The sequence below is a fragment of the Fictibacillus gelatini DSM 15865 genome, assembly GCF_000430745.1.
GTDB classification, from domain to species: Bacteria; Bacillota; Bacilli; order Bacillales; family Fictibacillaceae; genus Fictibacillus_A; species Fictibacillus_A gelatini.
In genome coordinates, this window is record NZ_AUMP01000002.1 from 44,329 (window position 1) to 68,442 (window position 24,114).

Below are 24,114 nucleotides of genomic sequence, written 5' to 3' on the forward strand. Positions count from 1 at the left end.
GTGTTTTTTTAAAAAGGCCGCTTAATGTGTATATAATGAACTGTTTCCTTGATTTACCTGTCCATGCAGCGACGTATTTAATCCTCCGGCAATGACATTGGCCATATCTTCAATAAAAATATCTACTTCTTTCGGAGTGACGATCAAATTATGCCCGAGCGGACTTAACACTTCACGAATGAACATTCTCTTCTCTTCATCATCTAACGTCCCAATAATACCTAAATACGATTTCCGCTCTTCCTCAGGCGGTAAATCTTCTTCTGTCAGCTTTCTCTTCTCTCCGAATGTCATTCCCGAAGGTGTCAGCTTTTTTGATGGTTTATCGATTTCTTTCATTTCACGACCAAAATGTTTTAAAATAAAATCAATAGTGTCACTCGCTATTGTGACGGCATCCACTACAGTTGGAATCCCAATTGCAATGACTGGAATTCCGAGTGTTTCCTTACTTAGTTCTTTTCGTTTATTCCCGACTCCGGAACCCGGGTGAATGCCGGTATCAGAAATTTGGATCGTTGTGTTGACACGCTCAATGGAACGGGAGGCAAGAGCATCAATGGCAATAACGAAATCAGGATTTACTTTTTTTATTACACCATCAATGATGTCGCTCGTTTCAATACCCGTCGTTCCCATAACTCCCGGAGCAATCGCACAAACGGGCCGGAACCCTTCCTGGACATTTTCCGGGGCTAAATCGAATAAATGCTTTGTTATTAAAAGGTTTTCAACAACATGAGGACCAAGCGAATCCGGTGTCACTGCCCAGTTTCCAAGACCGACAACGAGACATGTTTGCTCTTCGGTAATTCCTAACTCTTTCAAAAACGAATGAAAAACGTGAGCAAATACTTCTTGCACTTTTTCCTGCAAGGCGGAATCTTTTTCACGAATACCCTGCACTTCAAAGGTTAAATACGTCCCCGCTTTTTTACCCGTTGCCTCCGCCCCTTTTTCATCAATTTCAACCCGTGTAAATTTAATGCCTTCCTCGTCACGTTCTTTAATAATAATTCCCTGGATCGCACTTTCTTTTTCTTCAAGCTTTTGTTCGTCAATCAACATTTCCCGCGCTTCGATGGCAAGATCAGTTCGCACAGCATATTTATCCAGGTTTAACTCTTTATTCATTCCGAAAAACACCGCCCTTTCCAAACTGTTAATATTCTTTCCGTGTACGAACCTTTTCATTCTTGTATTGCAATTAAAAGGCGACTTTGATAGAATACTGTGTGTCCTATTTTTTTGGCAATCTCGGTTGCAAATGGCATAGGGAGGTGAATGGATTGGCTAACATTAAATCTGCAATTAAACGCGTAAAAACGAACGAAAAGCGTCGTGCCCATAATGCATCTATTAAATCTGCAATGCGCACAGCGATTAAAAACTTCGAAGTGAAAGTTGCAAACAACGATGTTGAAGGTGCAAAAGAAGCATTTGTTGTTGCGACTAAAAAGCTTGACAAAGCGGCAACTAAAGGACTTATCCATAAAAATGCAGCTTCTCGTCATAAATCTCGTCTTGCAAAATCATTAAACGGGATTACTGCTTAAATATGAAAGAACGACCTCTATTTAAAGGTCGTTTTTTTATTGCAAAAAAGCAACGGACGTTATGCTCCGTTGCTTTTTACATGATTCATTTCCATAATAATTAATTCTAATAGCAGCACTTTATCCATTTTTCCCGTCTTCATTTCGTAATCTGCTTCTGCCAGCCGGTCTAAAATCGACAATAATTCTTTTTCAGTGAATAAACGAGCTTGCCCTCCCGCAAGCTTTACCACATAAGGATGCAACTTTAACATGCTCGCGATTTGTTTTTCTCCATAGCCTCTCTGGGAAAGTTCCTTAACTCCGAAAATAATGCGGAATTGCCTTGCCATTAACGATAATATTTTGATCGGCTCTTCATTCTGGATTAAAAGGTCATAAAACGTACGTAACGCTTGATCAATCCGTTTATGTACAATGTCGTCAATGAGAGAAAAAATGTCTTCTTCAAGCGTTCTGCTTACAAGTTCATTAACTGTATCTACGGAAATTACCCCATTCTCACCAACATACAATACCATTTTGTCAATTTCCTGCGCCAGTAAACTTAATTCCGTGCCAATTTTTGAAATAAGGAATTGGGCGGCATCATTTTCCATTTGAACATTTTGTTCCGCCGCTCGATTTTTTGCCCAATCGCTAGCCGCATCATGACCAACGGATGAAGCATTAATCATTTCAGACCTTGCTTTTAATAATTTGACTATTTTCTTTCGTTCATCTAGTTTTTCGTAAGGTGCAACAATGATGAATATCGTATAATCAACAGGATGATTGACGTACTGTTCAAATGATGTCAAATCATGTTCCACTTTGCTTTTTTCTTTTGCGCCTGTTAAAAAAATTGCATTTTTTAAAATGACAATGCGCCTTTCGCCCATAAAAGGAAGTGTTTCCGCATCTTCAACCGCCACCTGGATTGGCGTCTCCTGATAGTCGTAAACAGATAAATTAAAATCTTTTTCTTCATCATTTAAAACGGCCTTCTCTATAGACGATAGCGCCTCATCGATAATGTATCCTTCCGTTCCGGTAATAAGATAAAATGGGGCAACTTTCTGTTGTTTTAATTTTTTTACTATATTGGACAGTGACAATGTCTTCACCTCTACATTAATCGTAGTCGTTCTGCCACATTATTTCAAGATAAAAGAAGGAATGGCTTTCGCCATCCCTTCATTTATAATAAACGCTAACCGCCAAGACCCCGGGACTCCCGACCGTTAGCGAATTATAGCTTCTTATATGTTAGGATATCCTATGCAAATTCAATCTATTGGTGACAACTCTTAGCAAAAAAGGAAGAACAAATTTAAAAAGCCGAAACTTTGCATCTAAAGCCGGAGACCAGATATCGGATCTTCTAATTTTCCATTTTTGTTTATGGATTTTTATGAAAAAATAGCTTATACTAAAATCGAAATAGGAGGGGTCTGAAAAATGAATGAATTTGAAAAAGACGTTCAATGTAAACGGAATGATTTAATTGATGCCGGCAATGGATTTACGTTTTCCTTTCTTTTCTTTACGATCATTTTTGCAATTGGTGTACTTATGAAAGCTTTAAGTTAATACTAAGTTCATACATAAAAGGGATCCCAATAGGTTCGGATCCCTTTTTACTTTTTTGTTGTTATAATTTTCATTCTTTTCCCTTCAAGTTTAAATGATATATCGCCTGATTCATCCGTTCGTATAATAGTTGTACCTTGCTCTTTCAATCGCTTTAAAACTTCTTCATGAGGATGTCCATAGCGGTTATTTTTCCCGGCCGAAATAATTACATAATCGGGTCCGATATGCTTTATCAACTCAAACGATGAAGAAGTTTTACTGCCGTGATGTCCTGCCTTTAAAACATTTACTTTAAATGGTTTTGTATCCTGAACGATACGTTTCTCTCCACTCTTTTCAAGATCTCCCGTAAATAAAAAATAAACGTTTTCGATCCTGGCATAAATTACAATTGAGCGATCATTCGATTTTTCTTCATTGCCATAAGGCGATAAAATGAAGAATTGATCGTTACCTTCTTTCCAGGACAATCCCTTACGTGCCACTTGGATAGGGATATGTTGATTGACTGCATATTGCAACACCTTTTTTTCCACTTTTTCTTTAAGTTTTCCTGTTGGATACAATACCTCTTTGACATTCAATTCAGATAAGATAATGTTTGCCCCGCCGATATGGTCGAGGTCGCCATGTGTTAAAATCAATTTGTCGACCGCGCGGATCCCTCGCGACTTTAATGCGGGAAGTACAACTTGTTCGGTAACGTTGTACTCTGATTTTTTCTCTTCCCATTTCTCTTCTTGAAAAGAAACCGTCCCCCCTGTATCAATTAAATACACACCTTTTCTAAAAGGAAGCTCAATTAATATGCTATCCCCCTGGCCAACGTTTAAAAATGTTACGTTCGCAAACGGAAGTAAAAAAGGATAAAACCAGTGTAAAAGAAGCACTAAACTAATGGCAGAGACCGGCCGCACAAGTTTTTTGCTTACTCCGTTTGCTTCCCATTGGATGAGATAATATAGAATGGCGACATAGTACAAAAGGAGAAAGAAAATAGGCGGTTTGCCAAAAATAAAAGTTCCCGTATGTTCAGTCATATAAAGAAGAAATTCGCTGGACAAGCGAATGAGGTACTTGAGCAAGATGACAAGTAGATAGCTCACCTGAGGAATGATGAGATGGATGATGAATGTTACAATCGAAAAAGGCAAGATAACAATTGAAATTAATGGGATATACAATACATTTAGCGGAATGGACCAAATAGAAAATTCGTAAAAAGAGTAAATAAGAAGCGGAAACGAGATCAATTGACATAAAAAAGTAGTAGCGATTAGCTTCGAAAGAAAATAGCGACAATGTTTCATAATCGAATTCGCTGAAAGCAACAAGCCCATCGAAATTAAAAAAGAAAGCTGAAAACCAAGATTGAAAACAAAATACGGGTTATAAAGCAGCATTAGAAGACAAACAAAGCTAATCGCTTCTAAAGGGTGCATTTTCCATCTTAATCTAACAAAAAGAAGGACAAATATACTCATCGAACCGGCCCGTATAATCGATGCCTCCCCACCCGTTAAAAGCATATAAACCGGAATAATTGCCACAATTAGATGGATAGCTGCCTCCCGTGTTAGTCCTGATCGAATACATACAAAAAAGAAAGCCGCCGCTAAAATAGCAACATTTGAACCCGATACGGCAAGAATATGAGTCAGCCCCATTTGCTGATAAGCGTTGATTACTTCACGACTAATCCCATTTCTATACCCAAAAATGAGGGCATTCATAAGTCCTGACATCTCTTCAGGAAAATTCGTTTCAATGTAACGAATGCCGCTTTCTCTAATTTTCCATATTTCATCGAATCGATCCGGATTGGAAAGAGTGCAATTGGACAGGCGAACGTTTGTCGTTTGAACGAGCCAATGAATATGTTCCTGTTTTAAATAGAGCCTGTAATCCATTCCGGCAAAGTTTTCTTTTGCCCGCGGTTCTTTTAATCGTCCCGTAAATGAACAGATCATGCCCATTTTAAGGCGTTTTTTAAGAAGTCTTTGTTCAGATTCTGAATGAATCGAATGGTTTACCTGGAGGGTTTCGCTTTGAACTTGAAATCGAAAGGTTAAAAAATTGCCATTAATTTCAGGAATCGAAGCGATTGTTCCTTTAAATGAAGTGGTTGAAGGAGATAAACCCGTATGATTATGAGTATCGATGAACTGAAAGTAAGCATAGAACAAGAGAAAAAAACAGATGCAGATTGTCGTTTGTTGCGGGGAATATTTTTTTAAAAAATAAAAAGGGGCAATTATAAAAATTGCCCAAAACCATTCGAATCTTGCAGACACAATTCCGAAAATGGCACAAAGAGCATAAACATATAAGTAGGGAAACATATCGTATTAATTCGGAAAAAGTTGGTTCGCTTTTTCCTTGAATTTTTCATATTTTTCCCCGCTTGTTTGTTCTTTCAAAGCTTCAAGCAATTCTTTAACTAATTCTGCCTGTTCTTTATAGGCCGGGTGAAGTTGATATTCATTAAATTCTACTTGCTCCAAGTAGACGCCGGCTTCTTTAAATTGCTCAATCGCGTATGGATGATTTTTATAATCTTTCGCATAATATATTTTTTTTATGCCGCTTTGAATGATCGAACGACAGCAATGTAGGCATGGAAAGTGGGTAACATACATTTCCGCTCCGGCAGTTGGGACACCAAATTTTGCACATTGCAAGAGGGCATTCATTTCGGCATGGATGGTGCGGACACAATGTCCGTCAATGACATAACAGCCTTCATCAATACAGTGAACTCCACCAGAAATTGATCCATTATATCCTCCGGCAATAATTCGTTTATCTCGAACGATGGTAGCTCCAACCGCCAGCCTTGTACATGTACTTCGATAGGCAAGCAAGTGGCTCTGTGCCATAAAATATTCATTCCAAGAGATTCGGCTCATTTTATCTCCTTTCTTCCATAAAAGCTTAGCTCACTTCTATAAGTGTAGAATGGGCTCGTCTTACAGTCAATTTTTTTTCTTTGCGTTTTAATTTATCGTAATTTCATCTTTCATTTTTTCTAACGACTTTTCTCCGATTCCAGTAACATTTAATAAATCTTCAACTTTTTGAAATGGCCCGTTTTCTTCGCGATAACTAATGATGGCGGCAGCTTTTGCAGGACCGATTCCAGTAATTTTTTGCAACTCTTCCGCTGTAGCGATATTGACATTAATTTTCGCCGATTGACTTTCATTTGCCCTGGTGGCATCAGGTTCGGAGGGGGTTGAATGCTGCACTTCCCCCTTTTTCGGGACATAAATGACCATTTCATCTTGAAGGACGGCGGCTAAATTAACCGCTCGTTCATCCGCTTCTTTTAGAAAACCGCCGGCCTGGTGAATCGCATGAATTGTCCGGTCTCCAGTGCTCATTTTATAAACGCCCGGATGAACAACGGCCCCTTTAACATCGACCATAATTTCTTTTCCATTTTTCCCGTGTAAAGATGAGGCATTCGCTTTATTGCTGATCGTTTTCTCTCCCGATAACTCAACCGGCAGTGTATTTTTTTCTTCTTTCGTTGCCGTTTTTGATACAGCAAAAATAAAAACAACGAACAATAAAAGACCTGGAATAATGTAACGGAGATTTTGCTTGAACCACAATTTCATCTCATCCACCCTTTTTTAAACATAAAAGAAAGTTTCCCGTCATACATTTGAAGGTAGAAATAGCAGGGGAAAGGAGGAGCTCGTTTTGAATATCGGAGTAATAGGCACTGGTAATATGGGAAGCATGTTGATTTCTTCCTTTATCGATTCTTCAGCCGTTGCGCCCCCGCAGTTGATGATCACAAATCGAACGATTTCGAAAGCGGAGCGTTTAAAAAGAACATATCCTGGAATCCAAATTACTTCTTCAATTGAAGATGTCATAAACTTTGCCCATATTATATTCCTCTGTGTTAAACCGCATGAGTTTTATCCTTTATTGTCCAAGCATAAAAGCAACATTTCAAAAGACCAATTGATCGTCTCGATTACTAGTCCCATTACGTGCGAACAATTAGAAGATGAATTAAGCTGCAACATTGCAAGGGCCATCCCAAGCATTACGAACCAGGCACTTTCTGGATCATCTCTTATCACTTTCGGAAAAAATTGCAGTGAAGACTGCCGAAAGAAGCTGCTTCAATTAATGAAATCCATCTCTAATCCGGTCATTATCGATGATTCTATTACGAGAATTTCATCCGATATTGCCAGTTGTGGGCCCGCATTTATCGGGTTCATCGTTCAATGCTTCATCAAAAGCGCAGCAAGCGAAACAAACATTTCGGAAGACAAAGCGACAAAATTGGCCAGCGAAATGCTCATTGGGCTCGGAAAATTGTTGGAAAAAGATATTTATACATTCCCTACTCTTATCGAAAAAGTTTGTGTAAAAGGCGGTATAACGGGAGAAGGCATAAAAATATTAAACGAGGAAATCGGTGATGTATTTAATAAACTGATTGCCCGCACGCATGAAAAATACGATGAAGAACGGGAGAAAATTAGAGAACAATTTAAAAAAATATAACCCGTCGATTATTTTGATTCGACATAAACATTTATTTTCCTTCTAAAAAACCAAAAAACCATCAAAAAAATATTTGATGGTTTTTTGGCGTTTTAGAAAAACAGGCCCGCGATGGTTGCAGATAAAATAGAAGCTAGAGTGGAACCGTACAATAACTTTAGTCCGAACTTTGCGACGATGTCCCCTTGATTTTCGCTTAATGCTTTAACGGATCCTGTAATGATTCCGATCGAGCCAAAATTCGCAAAGCTGACTAAAAAGACCGATGTAATCGCAAGCGTTTTTTCAGATAGCGAATGTGCCATTTTCCCAAGATCACCCATAGCGACAAATTCATTTGTTACTAATTTTGTCGCCATCACACTTCCCGCTTTGACCGCTTCTGCCCATGGAATGCCCATTAAGAACGCAATTGGCGCAAATACATATCCCAATAGATTTTGGAATGAAATCCCAAAAATAAAATCGAATAAATAGTTGATTAAATTGATTAAGGCAATAAAACCGATAAGCATCGCCCCGACAATGACCGCTACTTTAAATCCGTCCATAATGCTTTCGCTAATCATTTGAAAAAAGGACGGCTTTTTTTTGTCATGATCGACAATCAATAAATCTTCTTCCTCTTTTAAATCGTATGGGTTAATTATATTGGCAATAATTAAGGCCGACAATATGTTAAGCACTATGGCCGTTACAACATACTTTGGAGGAATCATTGTCATATATGCACCGACAATGGCAATACTAACGGCACTCATAGCAGAAGTACATAATGTATAAAGACGCCGTTTCGAAACATGCGGCAATTGTTCCTTTGTCGTTAAAAAAACCTCAGATTGCCCTAAAAATGCGGAAGAAACCGCGATGTAGTTTTCCAGCTTGCCCATTCCATTCACTTTGCTTAACAAAAGCCCTACATATTTAATAATTAGAGGAAGAATTTTAAAGTAATTCAAAATGCCGATTAAAACCGAAATAAAAATAATCGGTAATAAAACATCCAAAAAGAAAGTGGAAACCCCTTTATTTTCCAGTCCTCCAAAAACAAAATCGACACCACTGATCCCAATTTTCATTAATTGGTCAAAAGCTTTCGATATTGACCGGATGATTGCTACCCCTATCCTCGTATTTAATAAAACAAATGATAATACGAGCTGGATGACAATCATAACTGCAATCGCTTTATATTTAATTCCTTTCCGATTGTAACTTGCTAAAAAGGCTAGTATGAAAACGAGAGCTAGGCCCGTCAGAAGAAAAACGACACTCATTTTTATCCTCCTCTATCGCGTATGCCTTCTTTCTTTAGAATGCGTCTTTTTCACCTTAAAAATGCAGCGATAGATTTCTTCAAAACAAAAAACCATCAAAAAGATGGTTTTTCTGCTTTTTTCGCGACAAAAAATAATCGTTCGGATTGATGATCCGGTGGCGTTTCCAAAAAATCGGCCGTTACTCGTTCGACAACAAACCCTGCTTTTTGAAGCAAATGTTCGTACGTTTCTATCGAAAATGTACGTTGAATATGTATTTCATCAAATCTTTCATAATACGCTCCATCTTTCTGGACAAAGAAGCTTAATTCATGTTCAATGCTATCCGGCAACTCGCCATCAAAGCATTGCCAAATATAGGATAGATGTTCTTCGTTGCTCCCAAATGTATTCCCCGAAAAAATATGGTGAATTTTATAAAGCGAATGGACATCAAATAACAGTTTGCCATCCATATGTAAATGGTTATAGATCGATTGAAAGGTTTGATAAACATCTTCTTCAGATAGAAGATAGTTTAACGAGTCACAAAAAATAACCGCAATGTCATGAACCCCTAATCCGTCAAGCTCCCGCATATCCTGGTGAAAGAAACGAACGTTTAATTTTTGATTTTCCGCTTTTTCTCTTGCCATTGCCAGCATGTCCTCGGATAAATCAACAGCCGTAACATCAAACCCCTTTTCTGCCAGACGAATCGATACGGCCCCTGTCCCACAGCCGATATCAAGAATGCGGGCGGCTTTGCAATCCGCCGTACGTTCCAAAAAATCAATCCACTTTTCATAAGGAGCATCTTGCATCAGCCGATCGTAATAATACGCAAATTGTTGATAACTCATACAATCTCCTTTACGAAAGCATTTTATTAATATTTAGCTGAGGCGCATCACCCCAGAGTTTTTCAAGATTATAATAGGAACGATCATCACGATGAAAGATATGTGCAACTACATCGCCTAAATCAACAAGAACCCATCTTGCCTGGTCAAATCCTTCCATTCGGCGAAGAGGAATTTGATGTTCCATCGATACATCTTTTAATTCTTTCGCAATTGCCTGAACTTGTTTTTCAGAATTCCCATGACAAATTAGGAAATAGTCCGCCACTAATGAAATTCCCTTCATATCAAGGACGATAATGTCTTCTGCTTTTTTATCATCAACTGTTTTTACGACAAGTTCAACTAGTTCTTGTTCCTTCATTACGTTTCCTCCCGTTTTTTTATGGTGGAGATGAAATCATTATATGTATCTACCGTTAAAGGGTAAATCAGCTGATTTTGTCTCATAAGAAATTGCATCGTATTTTTCAAAGCCTGGGTGCAGGCCTTATCTAAATTTTCAAATGCAAGTTGCCTTACTTCTTCGACACCCGGAAAACGTCTGCCCGGCTCAATGTAATCCGCAATAAAAATAATTTTCTCAAGCAAATTCATACCTGGTCGGCCCGTTGTATGATAACGGATCGCATTTAAAATCTCTTGATCATAAATACCCGCTTCCTGCTCGACAAGATAGGCGCCAACAGGAGCATGGAGCAATTCCGTTCCGAATTCGAGCAAGTCAAGCGGCATTTGTTTGTCGCGGACAATTTGCCGCATTTCTTCTTTTGGGCGGAATTTGGCATAATCATGAAAAATAGCGGCTATTTCCGCCTTTTTTTTATCCGCATTGTAATGTTCAGCCAATTTCACCGCTGTATCAACAACGCCTAACGTATGTTCATAGCGGTGGTCGGTTAGTTGCCGCTTTACTAATTCAAGTGCTTTTTCCCGCTCCATATAGTTCACTCTCCTCAATAAACCCTCTCACTTCATCCGGCACTAAATATTTTGTGTTTTTCCCGGTGGCGAACCGCTCTCTTATCATGGAAGAAGATATATCAAATAATGGAACCGTCAGCAATTTTACTTGATACGGATTTTCAAATTGGTCCACGGGATAATTTTGGCGATTCACACCGATAAAGGTAACTAACTGTTTTAACTGATCGATTTTATGCCAGCTATGTAAGGTATAAAGCATATCTCCGCCCATAATGAAAAAAAAGTCATGATAAGGATACCTCTTCTTTAATTCTTTTATCGTATCAATAGTGTATGAAGGACCTTCCCTTTCAAACTCGATTAATGAAAGGGCAAATTGCTCATTCGTTGAAATCGCCCGCTTAATCATTTCAATTCGCGCTTCATTGCTCGCAAGATCCTTCGTTTCTTTATGAGGTGGAATGTTTGTTGGGATCCACCAGATTTCATCAAGGGAAAAGGCGGCCAATGCTTCCTGGGCAATTAATAGATGGCCGTTATGAGGTGGGTTGAACGTCCCACCTAAAATACCGATTTTCGCCATTTTCTGATTATCCCTCTCTCGCTTTGCCAGTTACTTACGGAAGTTCGATTTCTTTATTATTCACTGATTCCTTATATAAAACAATTGTATTCCCGATAATTTGAACAAGCTCCGCTTTTGTTCCTTTGACTAAAGCTTCAGCCACTGTTTCGCGGTCCTCTTCACAATTTTGAAGAACGCTCACTTTTAACAATTCTCGCGCTTCTAATGCTTCATTTATTTGTTTGATCATATTTTCGGTCACGCCGCCTTTTCCGACCTGAAAAATAGGATTGAGATGATGCGCTTCGGAACGCAAATACCGTTTTTGTTTACCTGTTAACATAACTTCCTCCTAATTGCTTTATTACCGTTTCTTTCATTAAATCGACATTTGGCTTCCTTCCGGTCCAAATTTCAAACGCCAGTGCCCCTTGATGAACGAACATGGACAGTCCGTTATCGATAATAGCTCCTTTTTGTTCTCCAAGTTTAAGCCATTTCGTTTTTAACGGATTATAAATAATATCTGATAAAACCGTGCCTTCGTTTAACCTTCTTAAATCTAGCGGAATCTCATTATAATTAGGATGCATTCCAATTGGCGTTGTATTCACAACAATATCAAAACGGCTGAGCATATGCTCTGCCTCTTGAAGAGTAAGGGCATTTCCGTCTCCTTTTAAGCATTCCTGGATAATTTTTTCAGCCCGCCGGGTTGTACGATTCGCAATCACGATCGACATCGGTTGATGCAAATATAATGAATGCGCAATCGCCCTTGCAGCCCCTCCCGCCCCTAATATAAGAATGTGGCTTTCAGAAATTGGCTTTATTAATTTTTGCTTAAGCCCGTTGACAAAGCCTTTGCCGTCTGTATTGTAACCGATTAATTTCCCATCCTTTATATCGACCGTATTTACCGCTCCGATGGCTAAAGCTTCCTCATCGATTTCATCTAAAAACGGCATCACTGTTTCCTTATGTGGGATGGTTACATTAAATCCTTTAAAGCCGTTTGCTTGAAAATAGCAAATGATATCTCCTAGCTTGCCGGGCTCGACATTAAACTTTTCATATTTGTAATTTAAATCGAGTTCCCGAAACGCCGAATTTTGCATTTCCGGCGACAAGGAATGATGGACCGGGTATCCGATTAATCCAATATTCATGTTCTCCCCCCTATATAAGTGATCTTCGAATGGTGACAGCCACTCCTTCAGGCGCGTACGCTGCGATTTTCGCTCCCGCCTCGGGAACCGTGATCCAACCTAAACCTGACAAAACGATGTCTGTCTTTCCTTCTTTTATCATAAACTCATGCCGTTTTAAAGGAGGAAACGATTCAGGGTCGGAAGGAGGTGTCAACATCCCGCCGAGGTGACGCTCGTAAAGATCGTTTGCGTTTTCCAATTTCGTCCGATGAATTTTAATATCATTTGATACGTGGCAAACAAAAGATCTTCTATCGCCCTTTATGTAATCAAAACGCGCTAATCCGCCAAAAAACAAAGTTTGTCCTTCATTAAGCTGATAAACAATCGGCTTAATTTCTTTTTTCGGCATAATCGTTTTCAATTCGTTTTTATTTACAAAATGAGCCATTTGATGATGATTAATAATACCCGGCGTATCAAAAAGCGTGCTTTCATCATCCAGCGGTATGTCAATTAAATTTAATGTTGTACCCGGAAAATGGGACGTTGTAATAAGCTGATCTGTTTCAGCTCCAAATTGTTGAATGAGCCGGTTAATGAACGTCGATTTCCCAACATTCGTACAACCGACAACGTACACGTCTCTTCCATGACGATGGCGATCGATGCTTTCCGCCAATTCATCAATCCCATATCCTTTGCTTGCCGAAATTAAATGGACATCTGCCGGTTTCAACCCAAGCTCTTTTGCTTCTTTTTTCATCCAATGTAAAAGACGCGTTTTATTGACCGATTTAGGAAGCAAGTCCACTTTATTGCCAACAAGAAGGACTTCATTTTTCCCAATATACCGCTGCAATCCAGGGAGCCAACTTCCATTGAAGTCAAAAATATCTACGATTTTTACAACAAGAGCATTTTGTTCTCCGATTCCCATCAATATTTTTCGATAATCATCATCCGTCAAAGAGACATCCTGAATTTCGTTATAATTTTTCAAGCGAAAACATCGTTGGCAAATAACAACATCGCGTTCAAGTGAAGAAGGCGGCGCATAGCCAAGAGCGTTTTTATCTTCTGTTTGGATCGTAACCCCACACCCGATACATGTATACTGCTTTTCCAATCGTTATTCCTCCCAATGAATCATGCCTTTTCGTTTCATTCGTGCAAGTAAAAAACGCTCCATTTGCCGATTGAATCTTGTCCATATTCCATCTGTGCTTGCAACCGGGACAACAAGAATTGTATGGAGACCGAGCCTGTTTCCCCCTAACACATCGGTCAATAATTGGTCACCGATCACGACAACTTCTTCGCGTTTTAATTTCATATCGGATAGCGCCTGTTTAAAAGCTCTCGACATCGGCTTTCGTGCACTATAAATAAACGGTATTTCTACCGGATTTGAAAATGAACTTACACGTGCCTGTGTATTGTTTGAGACAATGGTAATTAAAATCCCTTTCTCCTTAATAGCCTTAAACCACTGAATTAATTCAGGGGTTGCTTCAGGCCGATCCCATTCAACAAGGGTATTATCTAAATCTGTAATAATTCCTTTTATTCCTTTTTCCACGAGCTTCTCTGGTGAAATATCTAATATGCTTTTCACATGCTCATTCGGCAAAAATTGTTTTAACATTTTTACAGCACCTCTAAAGTGAACTTCGACTTTACTTAATTATTTTACCAATAAATATTCCACTTACAACTTTTTTTACGATGGATTCAGGATTAGAACAAAAAGTTTTCGACAATTTCTTTGCTTCTTCAACCTTGTGGATAACTTTGTACACATACTTTCAATAAGGTAGTCCTTACATCATTCATGTTATTAACGGGTTACTCACAAGTTATCCACTATTTATTGTGGATATTCGAACGATTGTTCTTGTTCCCATTTCATGTTAATCTACAAATAAGAAATAGTACTTACTATTTTATGCTTACCTCGTACAGGTAATGTTAAAAACAAATAATTTTTTTACGTCATTTAAAAGAAGTAAGGGAGGTGAAGTTGCCGCCAGCGGCATACCTTATGGAAAATTTATCTGACGACTTATTAATTGAATCCTATTATAAAGCGAAGGAACTCCGGCTTAGTTCAGATTTTATCCAACTTATCAGACAAGAAATCGAGCGTCGATCATTGCAAAATAGGCTTATCAAGACTATACCGTAACAAAGTCCATTATGAAAGTAATGGACTTTTGTTTCGTATTTACCCCTTTCAAAATTGACAAATATAACATATAATGAAATGAAACCAAATATATTTCCTAAAAGATGCTCTCCATCCCTTATTAAAAGAGAGTAAAAAGGGAGTGTGATGATGGATGTTTATGATTGAAAGAGAGCGTGTAGATTCTACTGTGAAAAAAATGAAAGGTCAAACGGCTAATGTTTTAACAATTATTAACCTTTCGCTCGGAGCTCTGGCACTATTATTTATTTTTAAAGATGCGTTAAAGGTTGGATTTATTCTTATTTTTCTAGCTGGCTTATTTGACCGATTTGACGGAATGGTTGCACGCAAGCTAAACATTGAGTCCGAATTCGGGAAACAATTGGATTCCCTCTGTGACTTAATATCATTTGGGATTGCGCCATCTTTTTTAATTTATGAGGCAAGCTTGCATCAATTTGGCGTACCAGGCATTATTTTTACGATTTTATTTATCGTTTGCGGTGCCATTCGTTTAGCACGATTTAATATAACCGAATTTACCGGATCGTTTGTCGGTGTTCCTATCACCGTTGCAGGTTGTATTGTTGCCATGAGTTTTTTATTCATCAATTTTTTGCCTACTGTTTTCTTCATGTTTTTAATACTCATTATGGCTTTTCTCATGATAAGTAATATTTCGATCAAAAAACGTTAAAAACCATGACCAAATTTATTTTGGTCATGGTTTTTCTTTTTATCTGGTTAATTCTAAAAACTCTTTCACATCTTGTTCCGCAAGCTTGATGCCTTTCGTCCAGAATTCCGGTTTCGTTATGTCTTCATTTAAATGCTTCAATGCAAGCTCCTCGACCGTCATGCTTCCGGTATCCCGAAGAAGGGCAATGTATTTATCCTCAAAGCCTTCCCCCTCTTCTTTTGCTTTCGCATAAATTGAGGCGCTGAATAAATAGCCGAATGTATACGGGAAGTTATAAAATGGCACATCCGTTATATAAAAATGAAGTTTCGAAGCCCAGAAATACGGATGATATTGATCAAGGGCACCGCAATAAGCTTCTCTTTGCGCTTCAAGCATCAATTCATTTAACCGCTCAACCGGGACAAGGCCTTTTTTCCTTTCTTCATAAAATCTCGTTTCAAATAAAAAACGCGCATGAATATTCATAAAAAAGGCGACAGCGTTTTGCAATTTTCCTTCCAATAATGCAATTTTTTCTTCTTTCGATTTTGCTTTTCCTACTGCGGCGTCAGCAACAACCATTTCTGCAAACGTAGAAGCCGTTTCCGCCACGTTCATCGCATAATTTTGCGCAAAATAAGGCATATCTTTCATCACATATGAATGAAATCCATGGCCTAATTCATGGGCAAGCGTTGAAACATTATCCGCTGTACCAGAGAACGTCATAAATATCCGCGACTCCTGTTTAAGCGGAAAACCAGTACAAAAACCTCCCGGACGTTTTCCAGAACGATCTTCCGCTTCAATCCAACCGTTTACAAAAGCGATTTCAGCGAACTTTGCCATTTTCGGGCTAAAGGCAGCAAACTGTTCAATGATGAAATTAGCAGCCTCATCGTACGTCATTTTACTGCTTGTTTTTGAAATCGGAGCCTCCACATCATACCAGCTTAATTTTTCAATTCCTAATAGCTCAGCTTTCTTTTTGAGATACTCGACAAACACTTCTTTGCTTTTCACGATGGCTTCCCACATCGCTTCAAGGGTTTTATCAGACATTCGGTTAATCGAAAGAGGTTCTTTCAAAACAGATGACCACTCGCGATTTTTGTAAACACTGTTTCTAAAGCCGGAAATATGATTTAATGCCTCAGCGCAAAATTCCGCTTCTTCCTCCCACGCCTTGCTGTAGCTTTGAAAAACGTGTTCACGCACTTTTCGATCCGGGTCAGTCATCCGATTTTCCGCCTGGCCGATTGAAAGGGATTCCTCTTTTCCTTCGATTTTTGTCTCAACCTTCATTCTTCCAACAACCCGATCATAGAGCGTTGACCAGCTATGGTAGCCATCAACTGATAGATCGTTGATTAATGCTTCTTGTTCAAAAGGAAGCTTATCTGCTGCGTTTTTTCGGCGCTCTTTCAACGAAAAGGCAATACCTTTTAACGATTCAGTTTCTGTAAGCGATTTCCAATCGTCTTCCTCAATTTGCATGATTGCTTCATCAAGCATTACCATAATCGTTTCAAATTGAGCAAACATCGCTTCTAATTTTCCACGGAGAGATAAGGCGGCTTTATCTTTTACATTTTGCGCGGCTAAACAGCCTACATAAGAAATGCATTCAGATAGTAACATTGATGTTTGTTCAATGTTTTTTATGAACTGGATAAAACCTTCTTGAGAATATGTAAAATCTTTTATCGTGCTTTTTAACGTTGCGATTTCTTGTTCTGCTTTCGTTATAGCTGCAAGCAACTCTTTTGAATCGCTTCCACCTGGAAAAATCGATTCAAGATCCCAGCTTTCGCGTAACCCTTCGATGATCAAGATGGTTTCCTCCTTTTAAGTTCCAAGTCTTTTTCCATTATAAGAAATATTCAAATAAAAATCGAGATAAATTTTTAGTAAAAAATGTTTTTAACAGGGGTTTACAAATAGTGAACTAATGGTTATAATTGGTGCGTAGCATAAAATATTGGAAAAGAAGGAGGTCGAACAAAATGATGAACGTTTTTACAATTTCAACAGATGTACAATTGGATATGAGCTTTTTGTTCGGCCGTAAGCGGGCGTAGAATGCTTTTTTAATGAATGAGAAAAAGTTAGCCACAGGACGAACGATGCCTGCGGTTTTTTTGTGCCTTTTTACGATTTGCCGCAGGGGGATCCTGTGGCTTTTTGCGTTTTTTCTTATAGTGTATGCTACTTAACCTTTCAGCTTTTCCGGGAATTGAAAAGCGGCTAAAAATTCGTTAAAGGAGGAGTACAAATGATGAGCAGAATCGCAGTACTTGCATGGATTTTAACGGAGAAAGATACGACCTGAAAGGCAAATAAATGGGTAAAGGAGGGAATCGTATGTTACATTTAAACTTATTCTTTGTAACTATTAGCATTTCTGTACGGAAAAAAGAAATGTCATATGAAGAATATTTGGATAACAAACGTATCGATCGTTTATATGAATCGACGCGTGAAAAAATGAATCGTTCAATGACCATATTTTAATAAAATCACCTGCCGATTTTTGGCAGGTGATTTTATTTTAAACCCATGTTGTTAGCTGATTAATGTCTAATCGCTGTGTAGGACGGGCTGGTGCAGCAGCTTTTCCAACCGCTATAAGCATGACTGGCACGTAACGAGAGGAAACGGAAAATTCTTTCATAAATGCTTCACTATTGAATCCGCCCATCGCAACAGTACTATATCCTTTTGCCTGCGCTGCAAGCATTAGTTGCATTGCAGCAAGTGAAGCATTGCTAAATGCCGCATCTCTTGCATATTGTTTGTTTTCATATGCACCCGCAATTTGACGCCCCAATGTTTCCTTCACTTCATTTGTTGCCATTCCTGCTTGAATGTCCATATCTATTACAAGATCAAAATTTTTATTCGCCTCAAGGTCTCCTAATACAGCAATGACCGCAGACGCATCAACAACTTGTTGCTGATTATACGCAATCGGCAAAAGCTTTTGTTGAACATCATCTCCGTGAAATACCATGAAATGCCAGTGTTGTAAATTCCATGCTGATGGCGCATGCATCGTTAGTTCGAGCAATTCTTCAATATCGTCCTTACTCATTTTGAAGTTTTTATCATAAAGACGAACAGAAGCTCTTTCTTTTGCAACGGTAAAAAAGTCTTTTGCTTTTGTAGCAGAGATTGTCATTTACTTACCTCCATTGATTCCTCTATTTAAAAGTTACTTATATATAATGACTTAATAATTAAATTTAAGTCAAATAATTTGCTTCTTACTATATTGTACCCTGACAACGTTACACGCCCTCAGCGAAATAAATTCCAGTATCCGCACATATCTTATCTTTCCACCCTTCATTTTAGAACAAATTCGCCAAAGCAAAATTGTTCTTTGTACAGACACGGCCTAGCCCAGAATGACATAGAGTAAAAACGTAGAACAAAACTTAAGGGGGGTGTCATGATGTCAGGTTTACTTGCCGTGTTTGCATATTTTTTTAAAGAAGTGATGCTATTTGTCTCCTACGTCAAAAACAATGCATTCCCACAACCTTTGTCAGAAAGTGAAGAAAAAAAGTACTTAATTGAAATGGCTGAAGGTGATGAAGTTGCCAGAAGCCGCTTAATTGAACATAACTTGCGGTTGGTCGCACATATCGTAAAAAAATTCGAAAATACAGGAGAAGATACGGAAGATTTAATTTCTATCGGAACGATCGGCTTAATCAAGGCGATCGAAAGCTATTCACATGGAAAAGGGACGAAATTGGCAACATATGCAGCCCGGTGTATTGAAAACGAAATTCTTATGCATTTACGGGCACTTAAAAAGACAAAAAAGGACGTTTCCTTGCATGATCCGATCGGAACTGATAAGGAGGGGAATGAAATTACCTTAATTGATGTCTTAAAGGCAGAGACCGAAGATGTTGTCGATACAATCGAATTGAAAATGCAAAAAAAGAAGATTTACGATTACATCCATGTTCTGGATGAGCGGGAGAAAGAAGTCATTATCGGACGGTTTGGCCTGGATTTGCAAAAAGAAAAAACGCAAAGGGAAATTGCAAAGCAACTCGGGATTTCTAGAAGTTATGTGTCGCGGATTGAAAAAAGGGCGTTAATGAAATTGTTTCATGAGTTTTATCGAAAGCAGCAATATAACGAACATGCTTAAAAAAGGCTATTGTTTTTGACAATGACCTTTTTCGGGCTGCTTTTATCAAAATAATGATTAATATTTTAAAAATCCGGGTAAAGAAGAAAAAGTACACATAAAGGAGGTCGCCTCATATGCAGGAAGCTTTACTTTATGGATTAAGCATTATCTTAATGATATTTTTTATGTATGAGTGCATTGCCGAATCATAAGCCTCTTCATGATTGAAGAGGTTTTCTTTTTATAAAACAACCGGCTGCTGAATCGTTCAGCTTCCGGTTGTTTATTGATATTTCTTTAATTTGTTTTTCAGCTTTCGTTCGACAAGGAACATGATTATGCTAAAGATGAGTACAACAAACGAAGATGCGCCAAGTACGATCGATCCTCCTATTTCCTTCCCGTCAAAAGGAATAACGAGTCCAAGATAAAGGATAACGGAAAGGGCCAAAAGGATAAATCCAAATCGGCGGAAATCGGCTATTTTCGCTTTTAATGCTTGTCTTGTTTTTGCTTCCATGCTCTTAACCTCCTACTCTACCACTACGATAACATAAATCGACCCGTTTGCCGTCAAGTAAATACTGTCAAAATAAAGCTCCCTTATTCTTTAACGAATAAGGGAGCCGGCATTAATTTAAAGCATTAGTTAAATCTTCGATTAAATCATCCACGTCTTCTATTCCGACCGAGATTCTTATTAGTCCATCTGTAATGCCAAGTTCTTCCCTGCGCTCTTTTGGAATAGATGCATGGGTCATTTTTGCCGGAACGGAAATTAAGCTTTCAACTGCCCCGAGGCTTTCAGCCAAAGTAAAATAGCGTACTTTCTTTAGAACTTCTGCCGCTTTCTCTTCGCTTCCGACATCAAATGAGACCATCCCTCCGAAACCGTCGGCCTGGCATTTCGCTATTTTATGCTGCGGATGACTTTCAAGTCCCGGATAGTAAACTTTTTTAACAGATGGATGTTGCACGAGAAATTCGACAATTTTTTTCGTATTTTCTTCATGTGCTTCCATGCGTAAACCGAGTGTTTTCAATCCTCTAATTAGCAACCAGGAATCTTGAGGACCAAGAATGCCTCCCGTTGAATTTTGAATAAAATGCAAGTCTTCTCCAAGATCAGCGTTGTTTACAACGACAAGACCTGCGACAACATCGCTATGGCCCCCGATATACTTCGTTGCGGAATGGAGAACGATGTCAGCACCTAATGAAAGCGGATTTTGCCAGTAAGGGGTATTAAACGTATTATCAACGATCAATAATAGATCCCGCTCGTTGGCTAATTTCGCTACCGCCTTAATGTCCGTTACCTTTAATAACGGGTTTGTCGGCGTTTCGATATATAACGCTTTTGTATTTGGCTTAATCGCCCGCTCTATCTCGCTTAAATCGGTTGTATCGACAAACGTTGAATCGATCCCCAGCCGATTCAATACTTTTGTCATCACACGATACGTACCACCATATACGTCATCAGTCAAAACAACATGGTCACCTGAATTAAAAAGCATCATGACAGCTGTTATTGCTGCCATTCCGGATCCGAAAGCAAATCCTCGTTTTCCTTCTTCTAAATCGGCAATTAATTCTTCTAACGCAAAACGGGTAGGATTCCCTGTTCGCGAATATTCATAGCCGCGATGAACTCCGATTTCCTCTTGTTTATACGTACTTACTTGATAAATCGGTACAGAAACGGCACCTGTATGAGAATCTCCGTCAATTCCACCGTGAATTAATTTTGTTTTTCGTTTCATATTAAATGCCCCCTTCGTATATTTTTTTGCTTAAGTATCGTTCACTGCCATCAGGAAAAATCGTAACGATAGTTGATCCGATGGGTGCATTTTCCGCTTCGATCAATGCGGCGTGAAAAGCAGCGCCAGATGAACTGCCTACAAGCAATCCTTCTTTTTCAGCAAGCTCTTTCACCCGTTGAAAAGCATGGCTGTCAGAAATGGTATGAATGGAATCAAAAAAAGCTGGATCCATATATTCCGGCAAAAACTCCATTCCAATTCCTTCGGTTTTGTGCGGTCCGGACTTGCCGCCATTTAAGATTGATCCTTCCGGCTCGACAATGACTGTTTTTACTCTCGGATTTTTTTCTTTTAAAAAGCTGGCACAGCCCATAAATGTGCCGCCAGTTCCGGCACCGGCAACAAAAATATCCACTTTTCCTTGTAGATCCCTCCAAATTTCAGGCCCAAGCGTTTTGTAATACGCGAGGGGATTGGCGGGATTGGAAAACTGTGCGGGTGAGTATGATCCGGGAATTTCGGCCAGCAGCTCATTTGTTTTTTCAATGGCACCCTTCATTCCTAACTCAGTCGGCGTATGGACAATTTGTGCACCTAATGCTTTCATCAATTCTTGCTTTTCACTGCTAAATTTTTCGGGGATAACAAAAATGACTGAAATATTTTTATTAATGGCGCAAAGTGCAAGTCCAATCCCTGTATTTCCCGCAGTCGGTTCAATAATCGTTCCGCCGGGTTTCAGTTTTCCAGTCCGCATTGCATCCTCTATTAATTCTTTTCCTAATCGATCCTTCACGCTGCCGCCCGGATTTAAATACTCCAGTTTCGCAAAAAGACGGACACTGTTTGGCAAGTTAAATTGAGTAATTTCTAAGAGCGGTGTATTTCCGATGACGTCATGTATGCTTTTGTATACCGTCATAAAAACGACTCCTTATGGAAGGTCCAAAAAGCGGGCCTGGGACCCTGGTTTTTCGAACCGATAAATTAGTCTGCAAAAATTTTTGTCCATTCGTTTTTCCTTGAAAGCATTTTTCGGGCGATATCTTTTGCGCCTTCCAGGCTATGACTTGCCGCCCACCCGCATTGTACTTCATTGCATGCAGGGACTTCATCAGCTTCAAGTACATCATTCAATGTTTTTTCGAGCACTTCTAATATCTCTTCATAATTGTCATGATTGATAACCGATAAATAAAATCCTGTCTGGCACCCCATTGGGCTTATATCAACAACAGTAGAGTGATGGTTGCGAATATTTTCGGCCATTAAATGTTCCAATGAGTGAAGAGCCGGCATTTCCATATGCTCTTTGTTCGGCTGGCAAAAACGAATATCGTATTTATGAATGATATCGCCGTTTTTCCCTTCCGTTATCCCGGCGAGCCTAACATAAGGCGCCGCTACTTTTGTGTGATCTAAATTAAAACTTTCTACATTCATTTTTTTAACCATGCTTCTTCAACTCCTCTATCATTAATAGTACGAGCTCAGCCGAATGTTTGGAAGCCGTTTCTAAAAATTGGTCGTAAGATAATCTAGCATCGACTCCGGCAATGTCGGAAAGCGACCTGATGATCACAAATGGCAAGTTGAACTGGTAACATACCTGTGCGATCGCAGCCGCTTCCATTTCCGCTGCGTACAAGTCGTTAAATTTTGTCCGGATAAATTCCACTCGCTCGTGATCGCTCATAAACGAGTCTCCTGAGGCGATGAGTCCTTTTACGACTTGAATACCGCTAACCTTTTCGCCGCTTTTTTTGGCAATATCAATCAATAAGCGATCAGGCTTATAATAAGCAGGCATTTGCGGCACCTGGCCATATTCATAGCCAAAAATCGTTGCATCGACATCATGATGACGGACTTCTGTCGAGATGACAACATCCCCAACATTTAATTCTTTATGAAATCCTCCTGCGGAACCAGTATTAATAATGTAGTCTGGACGATACAATTGAATCAGCAAGGTGGTTCCAATCGCCGCATTCACCTTGCCGATTCCGGATTTAAGCAAAACGATATCGATCCCGTTAATTTGCCCTGCATAAAACTCACAACCGGCCAATTGCCTTTCCTCTTTGTTTTGTAGTTGATCGCGAAGTATGATTACTTCTTCTTCCATTGCGCCAATAATACCGATTCTCATCATTACACTCCATTTACGTTATTTTTTTACGGCCTCCATTAACCAGACATATACATTCAATTTTTTAAATGAAACGTCAAATCCGTTTTTTGTAAAGAGGTCATGCAATATATCAATGGTTGTATAATATTCCGTTTTAAGGTCGTTCAACAAATTGTAATACCCTTGCCGTTTAACCATTTCATGACGCTCCTGTCTGTCTTGTTCATGAAGAAAAGCCGTATCTGCAAATACAATTTTACCATTTTCATTTAAAAGCTGGCTATATAATTGGAGGGCTTGATCCTTTTCTTCATCTGTTAAATGATGAAAAGCATATGTGCTTACAATCGAATCTACTTTTTCCGGCAGAGCAGGAAATTGTAAAAAATCCCCGTCAAAAAAAGAAATCTGCGGAAAGCGGGCTTTCGCTTTTTCCCTCATTGCTTTTGATGGCTCAATGCCATATACGGTCCTTCCAAACGAAAGCAGCTTTTCGGTGAGGTTTCCTGTCCCGACGCCAAACTCAACAACGGTCCCAATTGATTTAGATGCTACCGTCGTTAAAATATCATCATAACGATCAAACACTTCTCTATATTCTTTATCGTGGCCTGTAACGGATAAGTCATACGAATCCGCCCACTCATCAAACATATCGATAAATTCTCTGCCCATGATGTCCATCTCCAGTATAATTAATATTATAATTCCTATCAATATACTATGTTTTAATCGTTTACAGGTTACAAGATAACA

At 39.0% G+C, this 24,114-nt stretch carries 28 protein-coding genes and 1 pseudogene; 7 read left to right on the forward strand and 22 right to left on the reverse strand.

What is annotated here, in order from left to right; translation table 11 throughout:
- Positions 1–21: 21 nt before the first annotated feature.
- Entirely contained in the window at positions 22–1,134 is a 1,113-nt protein-coding gene (gene gpr, locus H538_RS0103275) for a GPR endopeptidase (RefSeq protein WP_026676364.1), read from the reverse strand.
- 155 nt (positions 1,135–1,289) lie between these two features.
- Here gpr and rpsT point away from each other — a divergent pair, with 155 nt between their 5' ends.
- The gene (gene rpsT / locus H538_RS0103280; protein WP_026676365.1) at positions 1,290–1,556 is read left to right on the forward strand and encodes a 30S ribosomal protein S20; all 267 of its coding nucleotides are present in this window, start codon (positions 1,290–1,292) and stop codon (positions 1,554–1,556) included.
- 59 nt (positions 1,557–1,615) lie between these two features.
- On the opposite strand, the gene holA is transcribed toward rpsT, so the two are convergent.
- Entirely contained in the window at positions 1,616–2,653 is a 1,038-nt protein-coding gene (gene holA / locus H538_RS0103285) for a DNA polymerase III subunit delta (protein ID WP_026676366.1), read from the reverse strand.
- Positions 2,654–2,996: 343 nt separating this feature from the next.
- On the opposite strand from holA, the gene H538_RS25380 reads away from it, so the two are divergent.
- Positions 2,997–3,128 (forward strand): YqzM family protein, encoded by a 132-nt coding sequence (locus H538_RS25380; protein ID WP_026676367.1) that lies wholly within the window; start codon positions 2,997–2,999, stop codon positions 3,126–3,128.
- A 47-nt stretch (positions 3,129–3,175) separates the two neighbouring features.
- On the opposite strand, the gene H538_RS22990 is transcribed toward H538_RS25380, so the two are convergent.
- The 3 genes from H538_RS22990 to H538_RS0103305 all read right to left on the reverse strand — a co-directional run bounded on the left by H538_RS22990 (position 3,176) and on the right by H538_RS0103305 (position 6,754).
- A complete protein-coding gene (locus tag H538_RS22990) occupies positions 3,176–5,473 on the reverse strand; it encodes a DNA internalization-related competence protein ComEC/Rec2 (protein WP_051291242.1) in 2,298 nt (765 codons plus the stop codon).
- Between the two features lie 6 nt (positions 5,474–5,479).
- Positions 5,480–6,040, reverse strand: coding sequence for a ComE operon protein 2 (locus tag H538_RS0103300; protein WP_026676368.1), 561 nt, complete (start codon positions 6,038–6,040; stop codon positions 5,480–5,482).
- A gap of 87 nt (positions 6,041–6,127) precedes the next feature.
- On the reverse strand, positions 6,128–6,754 hold the full coding sequence (locus H538_RS0103305; RefSeq protein WP_035349995.1) for a helix-hairpin-helix domain-containing protein: 627 nt from the start codon (positions 6,752–6,754) through the stop codon (positions 6,128–6,130).
- Positions 6,755–6,839: 85 nt separating this feature from the next.
- On the opposite strand from H538_RS0103305, the gene comER reads away from it, so the two are divergent.
- Positions 6,840–7,664, forward strand: a complete 825-nt coding sequence (gene comER / locus H538_RS0103310; protein WP_026676370.1) for a late competence protein ComER — start codon at positions 6,840–6,842, stop codon at positions 7,662–7,664.
- A gap of 92 nt (positions 7,665–7,756) precedes the next feature.
- Here the strand turns inward: comER and H538_RS0103315 are convergent, their stop codons facing one another.
- The 9 genes and pseudogenes from H538_RS0103315 to H538_RS0103355 form a co-directional block, all read right to left on the reverse strand.
- A complete protein-coding gene (locus H538_RS0103315; RefSeq protein ID WP_026676371.1) occupies positions 7,757–8,941 on the reverse strand; it encodes a NupC/NupG family nucleoside CNT transporter in 1,185 nt (394 codons plus the stop codon).
- 95 nt (positions 8,942–9,036) lie between these two features.
- Positions 9,037–9,786 (reverse strand): class I SAM-dependent DNA methyltransferase, encoded by a 750-nt coding sequence (locus H538_RS0103320; RefSeq protein WP_026676372.1) that lies wholly within the window; start codon positions 9,784–9,786, stop codon positions 9,037–9,039.
- A gap of 10 nt (positions 9,787–9,796) precedes the next feature.
- Positions 9,797–10,150: a ribosome silencing factor gene (gene rsfS / locus H538_RS0103325; protein WP_026676373.1), complete on the reverse strand. Its 354-nt coding sequence runs from the start codon at positions 10,148–10,150 to the stop codon at positions 9,797–9,799.
- The gene (gene yqeK / locus H538_RS0103330; RefSeq protein WP_026676374.1) at positions 10,150–10,728 is read right to left on the reverse strand and encodes a bis(5'-nucleosyl)-tetraphosphatase (symmetrical) YqeK; all 579 of its coding nucleotides are present in this window, start codon (positions 10,726–10,728) and stop codon (positions 10,150–10,152) included. Before yqeK ends, rsfS begins: the two co-directional genes overlap by 1 nt.
- Positions 10,706–11,296, reverse strand: a complete 591-nt coding sequence (locus H538_RS0103335; RefSeq protein WP_026676375.1) for a nicotinate-nucleotide adenylyltransferase — start codon at positions 11,294–11,296, stop codon at positions 10,706–10,708. Before H538_RS0103335 ends, yqeK begins: the two co-directional genes overlap by 23 nt.
- Before the next feature lie 34 nt (positions 11,297–11,330).
- Positions 11,331–11,621, reverse strand: coding sequence for a ribosome assembly RNA-binding protein YhbY (gene yhbY, locus H538_RS0103340; protein WP_026676376.1), 291 nt, complete (start codon positions 11,619–11,621; stop codon positions 11,331–11,333).
- Positions 11,608–12,447 carry a shikimate dehydrogenase gene (aroE, locus tag H538_RS0103345; protein WP_026676377.1) on the reverse strand — a complete coding sequence of 280 codons (840 nt, stop codon included), beginning with the start codon at positions 12,445–12,447 and terminating at the stop codon, positions 11,608–11,610. The genes yhbY and aroE overlap by 14 nt, the downstream gene beginning before the upstream one ends.
- 10 nt (positions 12,448–12,457) lie before the next feature.
- On the reverse strand, positions 12,458–13,558 hold the full coding sequence (gene yqeH / locus H538_RS0103350; protein ID WP_026676378.1) for a ribosome biogenesis GTPase YqeH: 1,101 nt from the start codon (positions 13,556–13,558) through the stop codon (positions 12,458–12,460).
- Positions 13,559–13,561: 3 nt separating this feature from the next.
- Positions 13,562–14,080, reverse strand: a pseudogene (locus H538_RS0103355) (YqeG family HAD IIIA-type phosphatase); the annotation flags it as partial.
- A gap of 393 nt (positions 14,081–14,473) precedes the next feature.
- Between H538_RS0103355 and sda the strand changes: the two are divergent.
- Both sda and pssA read left to right on the forward strand, forming a co-directional pair.
- Positions 14,474–14,617, forward strand: a complete 144-nt coding sequence (gene sda, locus H538_RS25385; RefSeq protein ID WP_081412580.1) for a sporulation histidine kinase inhibitor Sda — start codon at positions 14,474–14,476, stop codon at positions 14,615–14,617.
- A gap of 154 nt (positions 14,618–14,771) precedes the next feature.
- Positions 14,772–15,317: a CDP-diacylglycerol--serine O-phosphatidyltransferase gene (pssA, locus tag H538_RS0103365; RefSeq protein WP_026676380.1), complete on the forward strand. Its 546-nt coding sequence runs from the start codon at positions 14,772–14,774 to the stop codon at positions 15,315–15,317.
- A gap of 39 nt (positions 15,318–15,356) precedes the next feature.
- Here pssA and H538_RS0103370 read toward each other — a convergent pair whose 3' ends face one another.
- A complete protein-coding gene (locus H538_RS0103370) occupies positions 15,357–17,135 on the reverse strand; it encodes a M3 family oligoendopeptidase (protein WP_322786382.1) in 1,779 nt (592 codons plus the stop codon).
- A 531-nt stretch (positions 17,136–17,666) separates the two neighbouring features.
- Between H538_RS0103370 and H538_RS25390 the strand changes: the two genes are divergently transcribed.
- A complete protein-coding gene (locus H538_RS25390; protein ID WP_161627193.1) occupies positions 17,667–17,816 on the forward strand; it encodes a YrzI family small protein in 150 nt (49 codons plus the stop codon).
- A 37-nt stretch (positions 17,817–17,853) separates the two neighbouring features.
- Here H538_RS25390 and H538_RS0103380 read toward each other — a convergent pair whose 3' ends face one another.
- Entirely contained in the window at positions 17,854–18,483 is a 630-nt protein-coding gene (locus H538_RS0103380) for a nitroreductase family protein (protein ID WP_035349997.1), read from the reverse strand.
- Positions 18,484–18,759: 276 nt separating this feature from the next.
- Between H538_RS0103380 and sigK the strand changes: the two genes are divergently transcribed.
- The gene (gene sigK / locus H538_RS0103385) at positions 18,760–19,473 is read left to right on the forward strand and encodes an RNA polymerase sporulation sigma factor SigK (protein ID WP_026676383.1); all 714 of its coding nucleotides are present in this window, start codon (positions 18,760–18,762) and stop codon (positions 19,471–19,473) included.
- A 265-nt stretch (positions 19,474–19,738) separates the two neighbouring features.
- On the opposite strand, the gene H538_RS22995 is transcribed toward sigK, so the two are convergent.
- The 6 genes from H538_RS22995 to H538_RS0103415 all read right to left on the reverse strand — a co-directional run bounded on the left by H538_RS22995 (position 19,739) and on the right by H538_RS0103415 (position 24,033).
- Positions 19,739–19,975, reverse strand: a complete 237-nt coding sequence (locus tag H538_RS22995; protein ID WP_051291244.1) for a YrhC family protein — start codon at positions 19,973–19,975, stop codon at positions 19,739–19,741.
- A 112-nt stretch (positions 19,976–20,087) separates the two neighbouring features.
- Positions 20,088–21,221, reverse strand: coding sequence for a bifunctional cystathionine gamma-lyase/homocysteine desulfhydrase (locus tag H538_RS0103395; protein WP_026676384.1), 1,134 nt, complete (start codon positions 21,219–21,221; stop codon positions 20,088–20,090).
- A gap of 1 nt (position 21,222) precedes the next feature.
- Positions 21,223–22,146, reverse strand: a complete 924-nt coding sequence (locus H538_RS0103400; protein ID WP_026676385.1) for a PLP-dependent cysteine synthase family protein — start codon at positions 22,144–22,146, stop codon at positions 21,223–21,225.
- Positions 22,147–22,211: 65 nt separating this feature from the next.
- Positions 22,212–22,679 carry an S-ribosylhomocysteine lyase gene (locus H538_RS0103405; protein WP_026676386.1) on the reverse strand — a complete coding sequence of 156 codons (468 nt, stop codon included), beginning with the start codon at positions 22,677–22,679 and terminating at the stop codon, positions 22,212–22,214.
- Positions 22,672–23,376 (reverse strand): 5'-methylthioadenosine/S-adenosylhomocysteine nucleosidase, encoded by a 705-nt coding sequence (gene mtnN / locus H538_RS0103410; RefSeq protein WP_026676387.1) that lies wholly within the window; start codon positions 23,374–23,376, stop codon positions 22,672–22,674. The genes H538_RS0103405 and mtnN overlap by 8 nt, the downstream gene beginning before the upstream one ends.
- A gap of 18 nt (positions 23,377–23,394) precedes the next feature.
- A complete protein-coding gene (locus tag H538_RS0103415) occupies positions 23,395–24,033 on the reverse strand; it encodes a class I SAM-dependent DNA methyltransferase (RefSeq protein ID WP_026676388.1) in 639 nt (212 codons plus the stop codon).
- Between the last annotated feature and the right edge of the window lie 81 nt (positions 24,034–24,114).

Excerpts from the sequence above, each read along its gene's own strand:
- gpr (WP_026676364.1), bottom strand. The coding sequence starts at position 1,134 with ATGAATAAAGAGTTAAACCTGGATAAATATGCTGTGCGAACTGATCTT.
- pssA (WP_026676380.1), top strand. The coding sequence starts at position 14,772 with ATGTTTATGATTGAAAGAGAGCGTGTAGATTCTACTGTGAAAAAAATG.
- H538_RS0103335 (WP_026676375.1), bottom strand. The coding sequence starts at position 11,296 with ATGGCGAAAATCGGTATTTTAGGTGGGACGTTCAACCCACCTCATAAC.
- H538_RS0103305 (WP_035349995.1), bottom strand. The coding sequence starts at position 6,754 with ATGAAATTGTGGTTCAAGCAAAATCTCCGTTACATTATTCCAGGTCTT.
- H538_RS0103405 (WP_026676386.1), bottom strand. The coding sequence starts at position 22,679 with ATGGTTAAAAAAATGAATGTAGAAAGTTTTAATTTAGATCACACAAAA.
- H538_RS25380 (WP_026676367.1), top strand. The coding sequence starts at position 2,997 with ATGAATGAATTTGAAAAAGACGTTCAATGTAAACGGAATGATTTAATT.
- sda (WP_081412580.1), top strand. The coding sequence starts at position 14,474 with ATGGAAAATTTATCTGACGACTTATTAATTGAATCCTATTATAAAGCG.
- H538_RS0103300 (WP_026676368.1), bottom strand. The coding sequence starts at position 6,040 with ATGAGCCGAATCTCTTGGAATGAATATTTTATGGCACAGAGCCACTTG.
- H538_RS22990 (WP_051291242.1), bottom strand. The coding sequence starts at position 5,473 with ATGTTTCCCTACTTATATGTTTATGCTCTTTGTGCCATTTTCGGAATT.
- H538_RS22995 (WP_051291244.1), bottom strand. The coding sequence starts at position 19,975 with ATGGAAGCAAAAACAAGACAAGCATTAAAAGCGAAAATAGCCGATTTC.
- rsfS (WP_026676373.1), bottom strand. The coding sequence starts at position 10,150 with ATGAAGGAACAAGAACTAGTTGAACTTGTCGTAAAAACAGTTGATGAT.
- aroE (WP_026676377.1), bottom strand. The coding sequence starts at position 12,447 with ATGAATATTGGATTAATCGGATACCCGGTCCATCATTCCTTGTCGCCG.
- H538_RS0103400 (WP_026676385.1), bottom strand. The coding sequence starts at position 22,146 with ATGACGGTATACAAAAGCATACATGACGTCATCGGAAATACACCGCTC.
- yhbY (WP_026676376.1), bottom strand. The coding sequence starts at position 11,621 with ATGTTAACAGGTAAACAAAAACGGTATTTGCGTTCCGAAGCGCATCAT.
- H538_RS0103395 (WP_026676384.1), bottom strand. The coding sequence starts at position 21,221 with ATGAAACGAAAAACAAAATTAATTCACGGTGGAATTGACGGAGATTCT.
- H538_RS0103380 (WP_035349997.1), bottom strand. The coding sequence starts at position 18,483 with ATGACAATCTCTGCTACAAAAGCAAAAGACTTTTTTACCGTTGCAAAA.
- sigK (WP_026676383.1), top strand. The coding sequence starts at position 18,760 with ATGTCAGGTTTACTTGCCGTGTTTGCATATTTTTTTAAAGAAGTGATG.
- H538_RS0103415 (WP_026676388.1), bottom strand. The coding sequence starts at position 24,033 with ATGGGCAGAGAATTTATCGATATGTTTGATGAGTGGGCGGATTCGTAT.
- H538_RS0103320 (WP_026676372.1), bottom strand. The coding sequence starts at position 9,786 with ATGAGTTATCAACAATTTGCGTATTATTACGATCGGCTGATGCAAGAT.
- H538_RS0103315 (WP_026676371.1), bottom strand. The coding sequence starts at position 8,941 with ATGAGTGTCGTTTTTCTTCTGACGGGCCTAGCTCTCGTTTTCATACTA.
- yqeK (WP_026676374.1), bottom strand. The coding sequence starts at position 10,728 with ATGGAGCGGGAAAAAGCACTTGAATTAGTAAAGCGGCAACTAACCGAC.
- mtnN (WP_026676387.1), bottom strand. The coding sequence starts at position 23,376 with ATGAGAATCGGTATTATTGGCGCAATGGAAGAAGAAGTAATCATACTT.
- H538_RS25390 (WP_161627193.1), top strand. The coding sequence starts at position 17,667 with ATGTTACATTTAAACTTATTCTTTGTAACTATTAGCATTTCTGTACGG.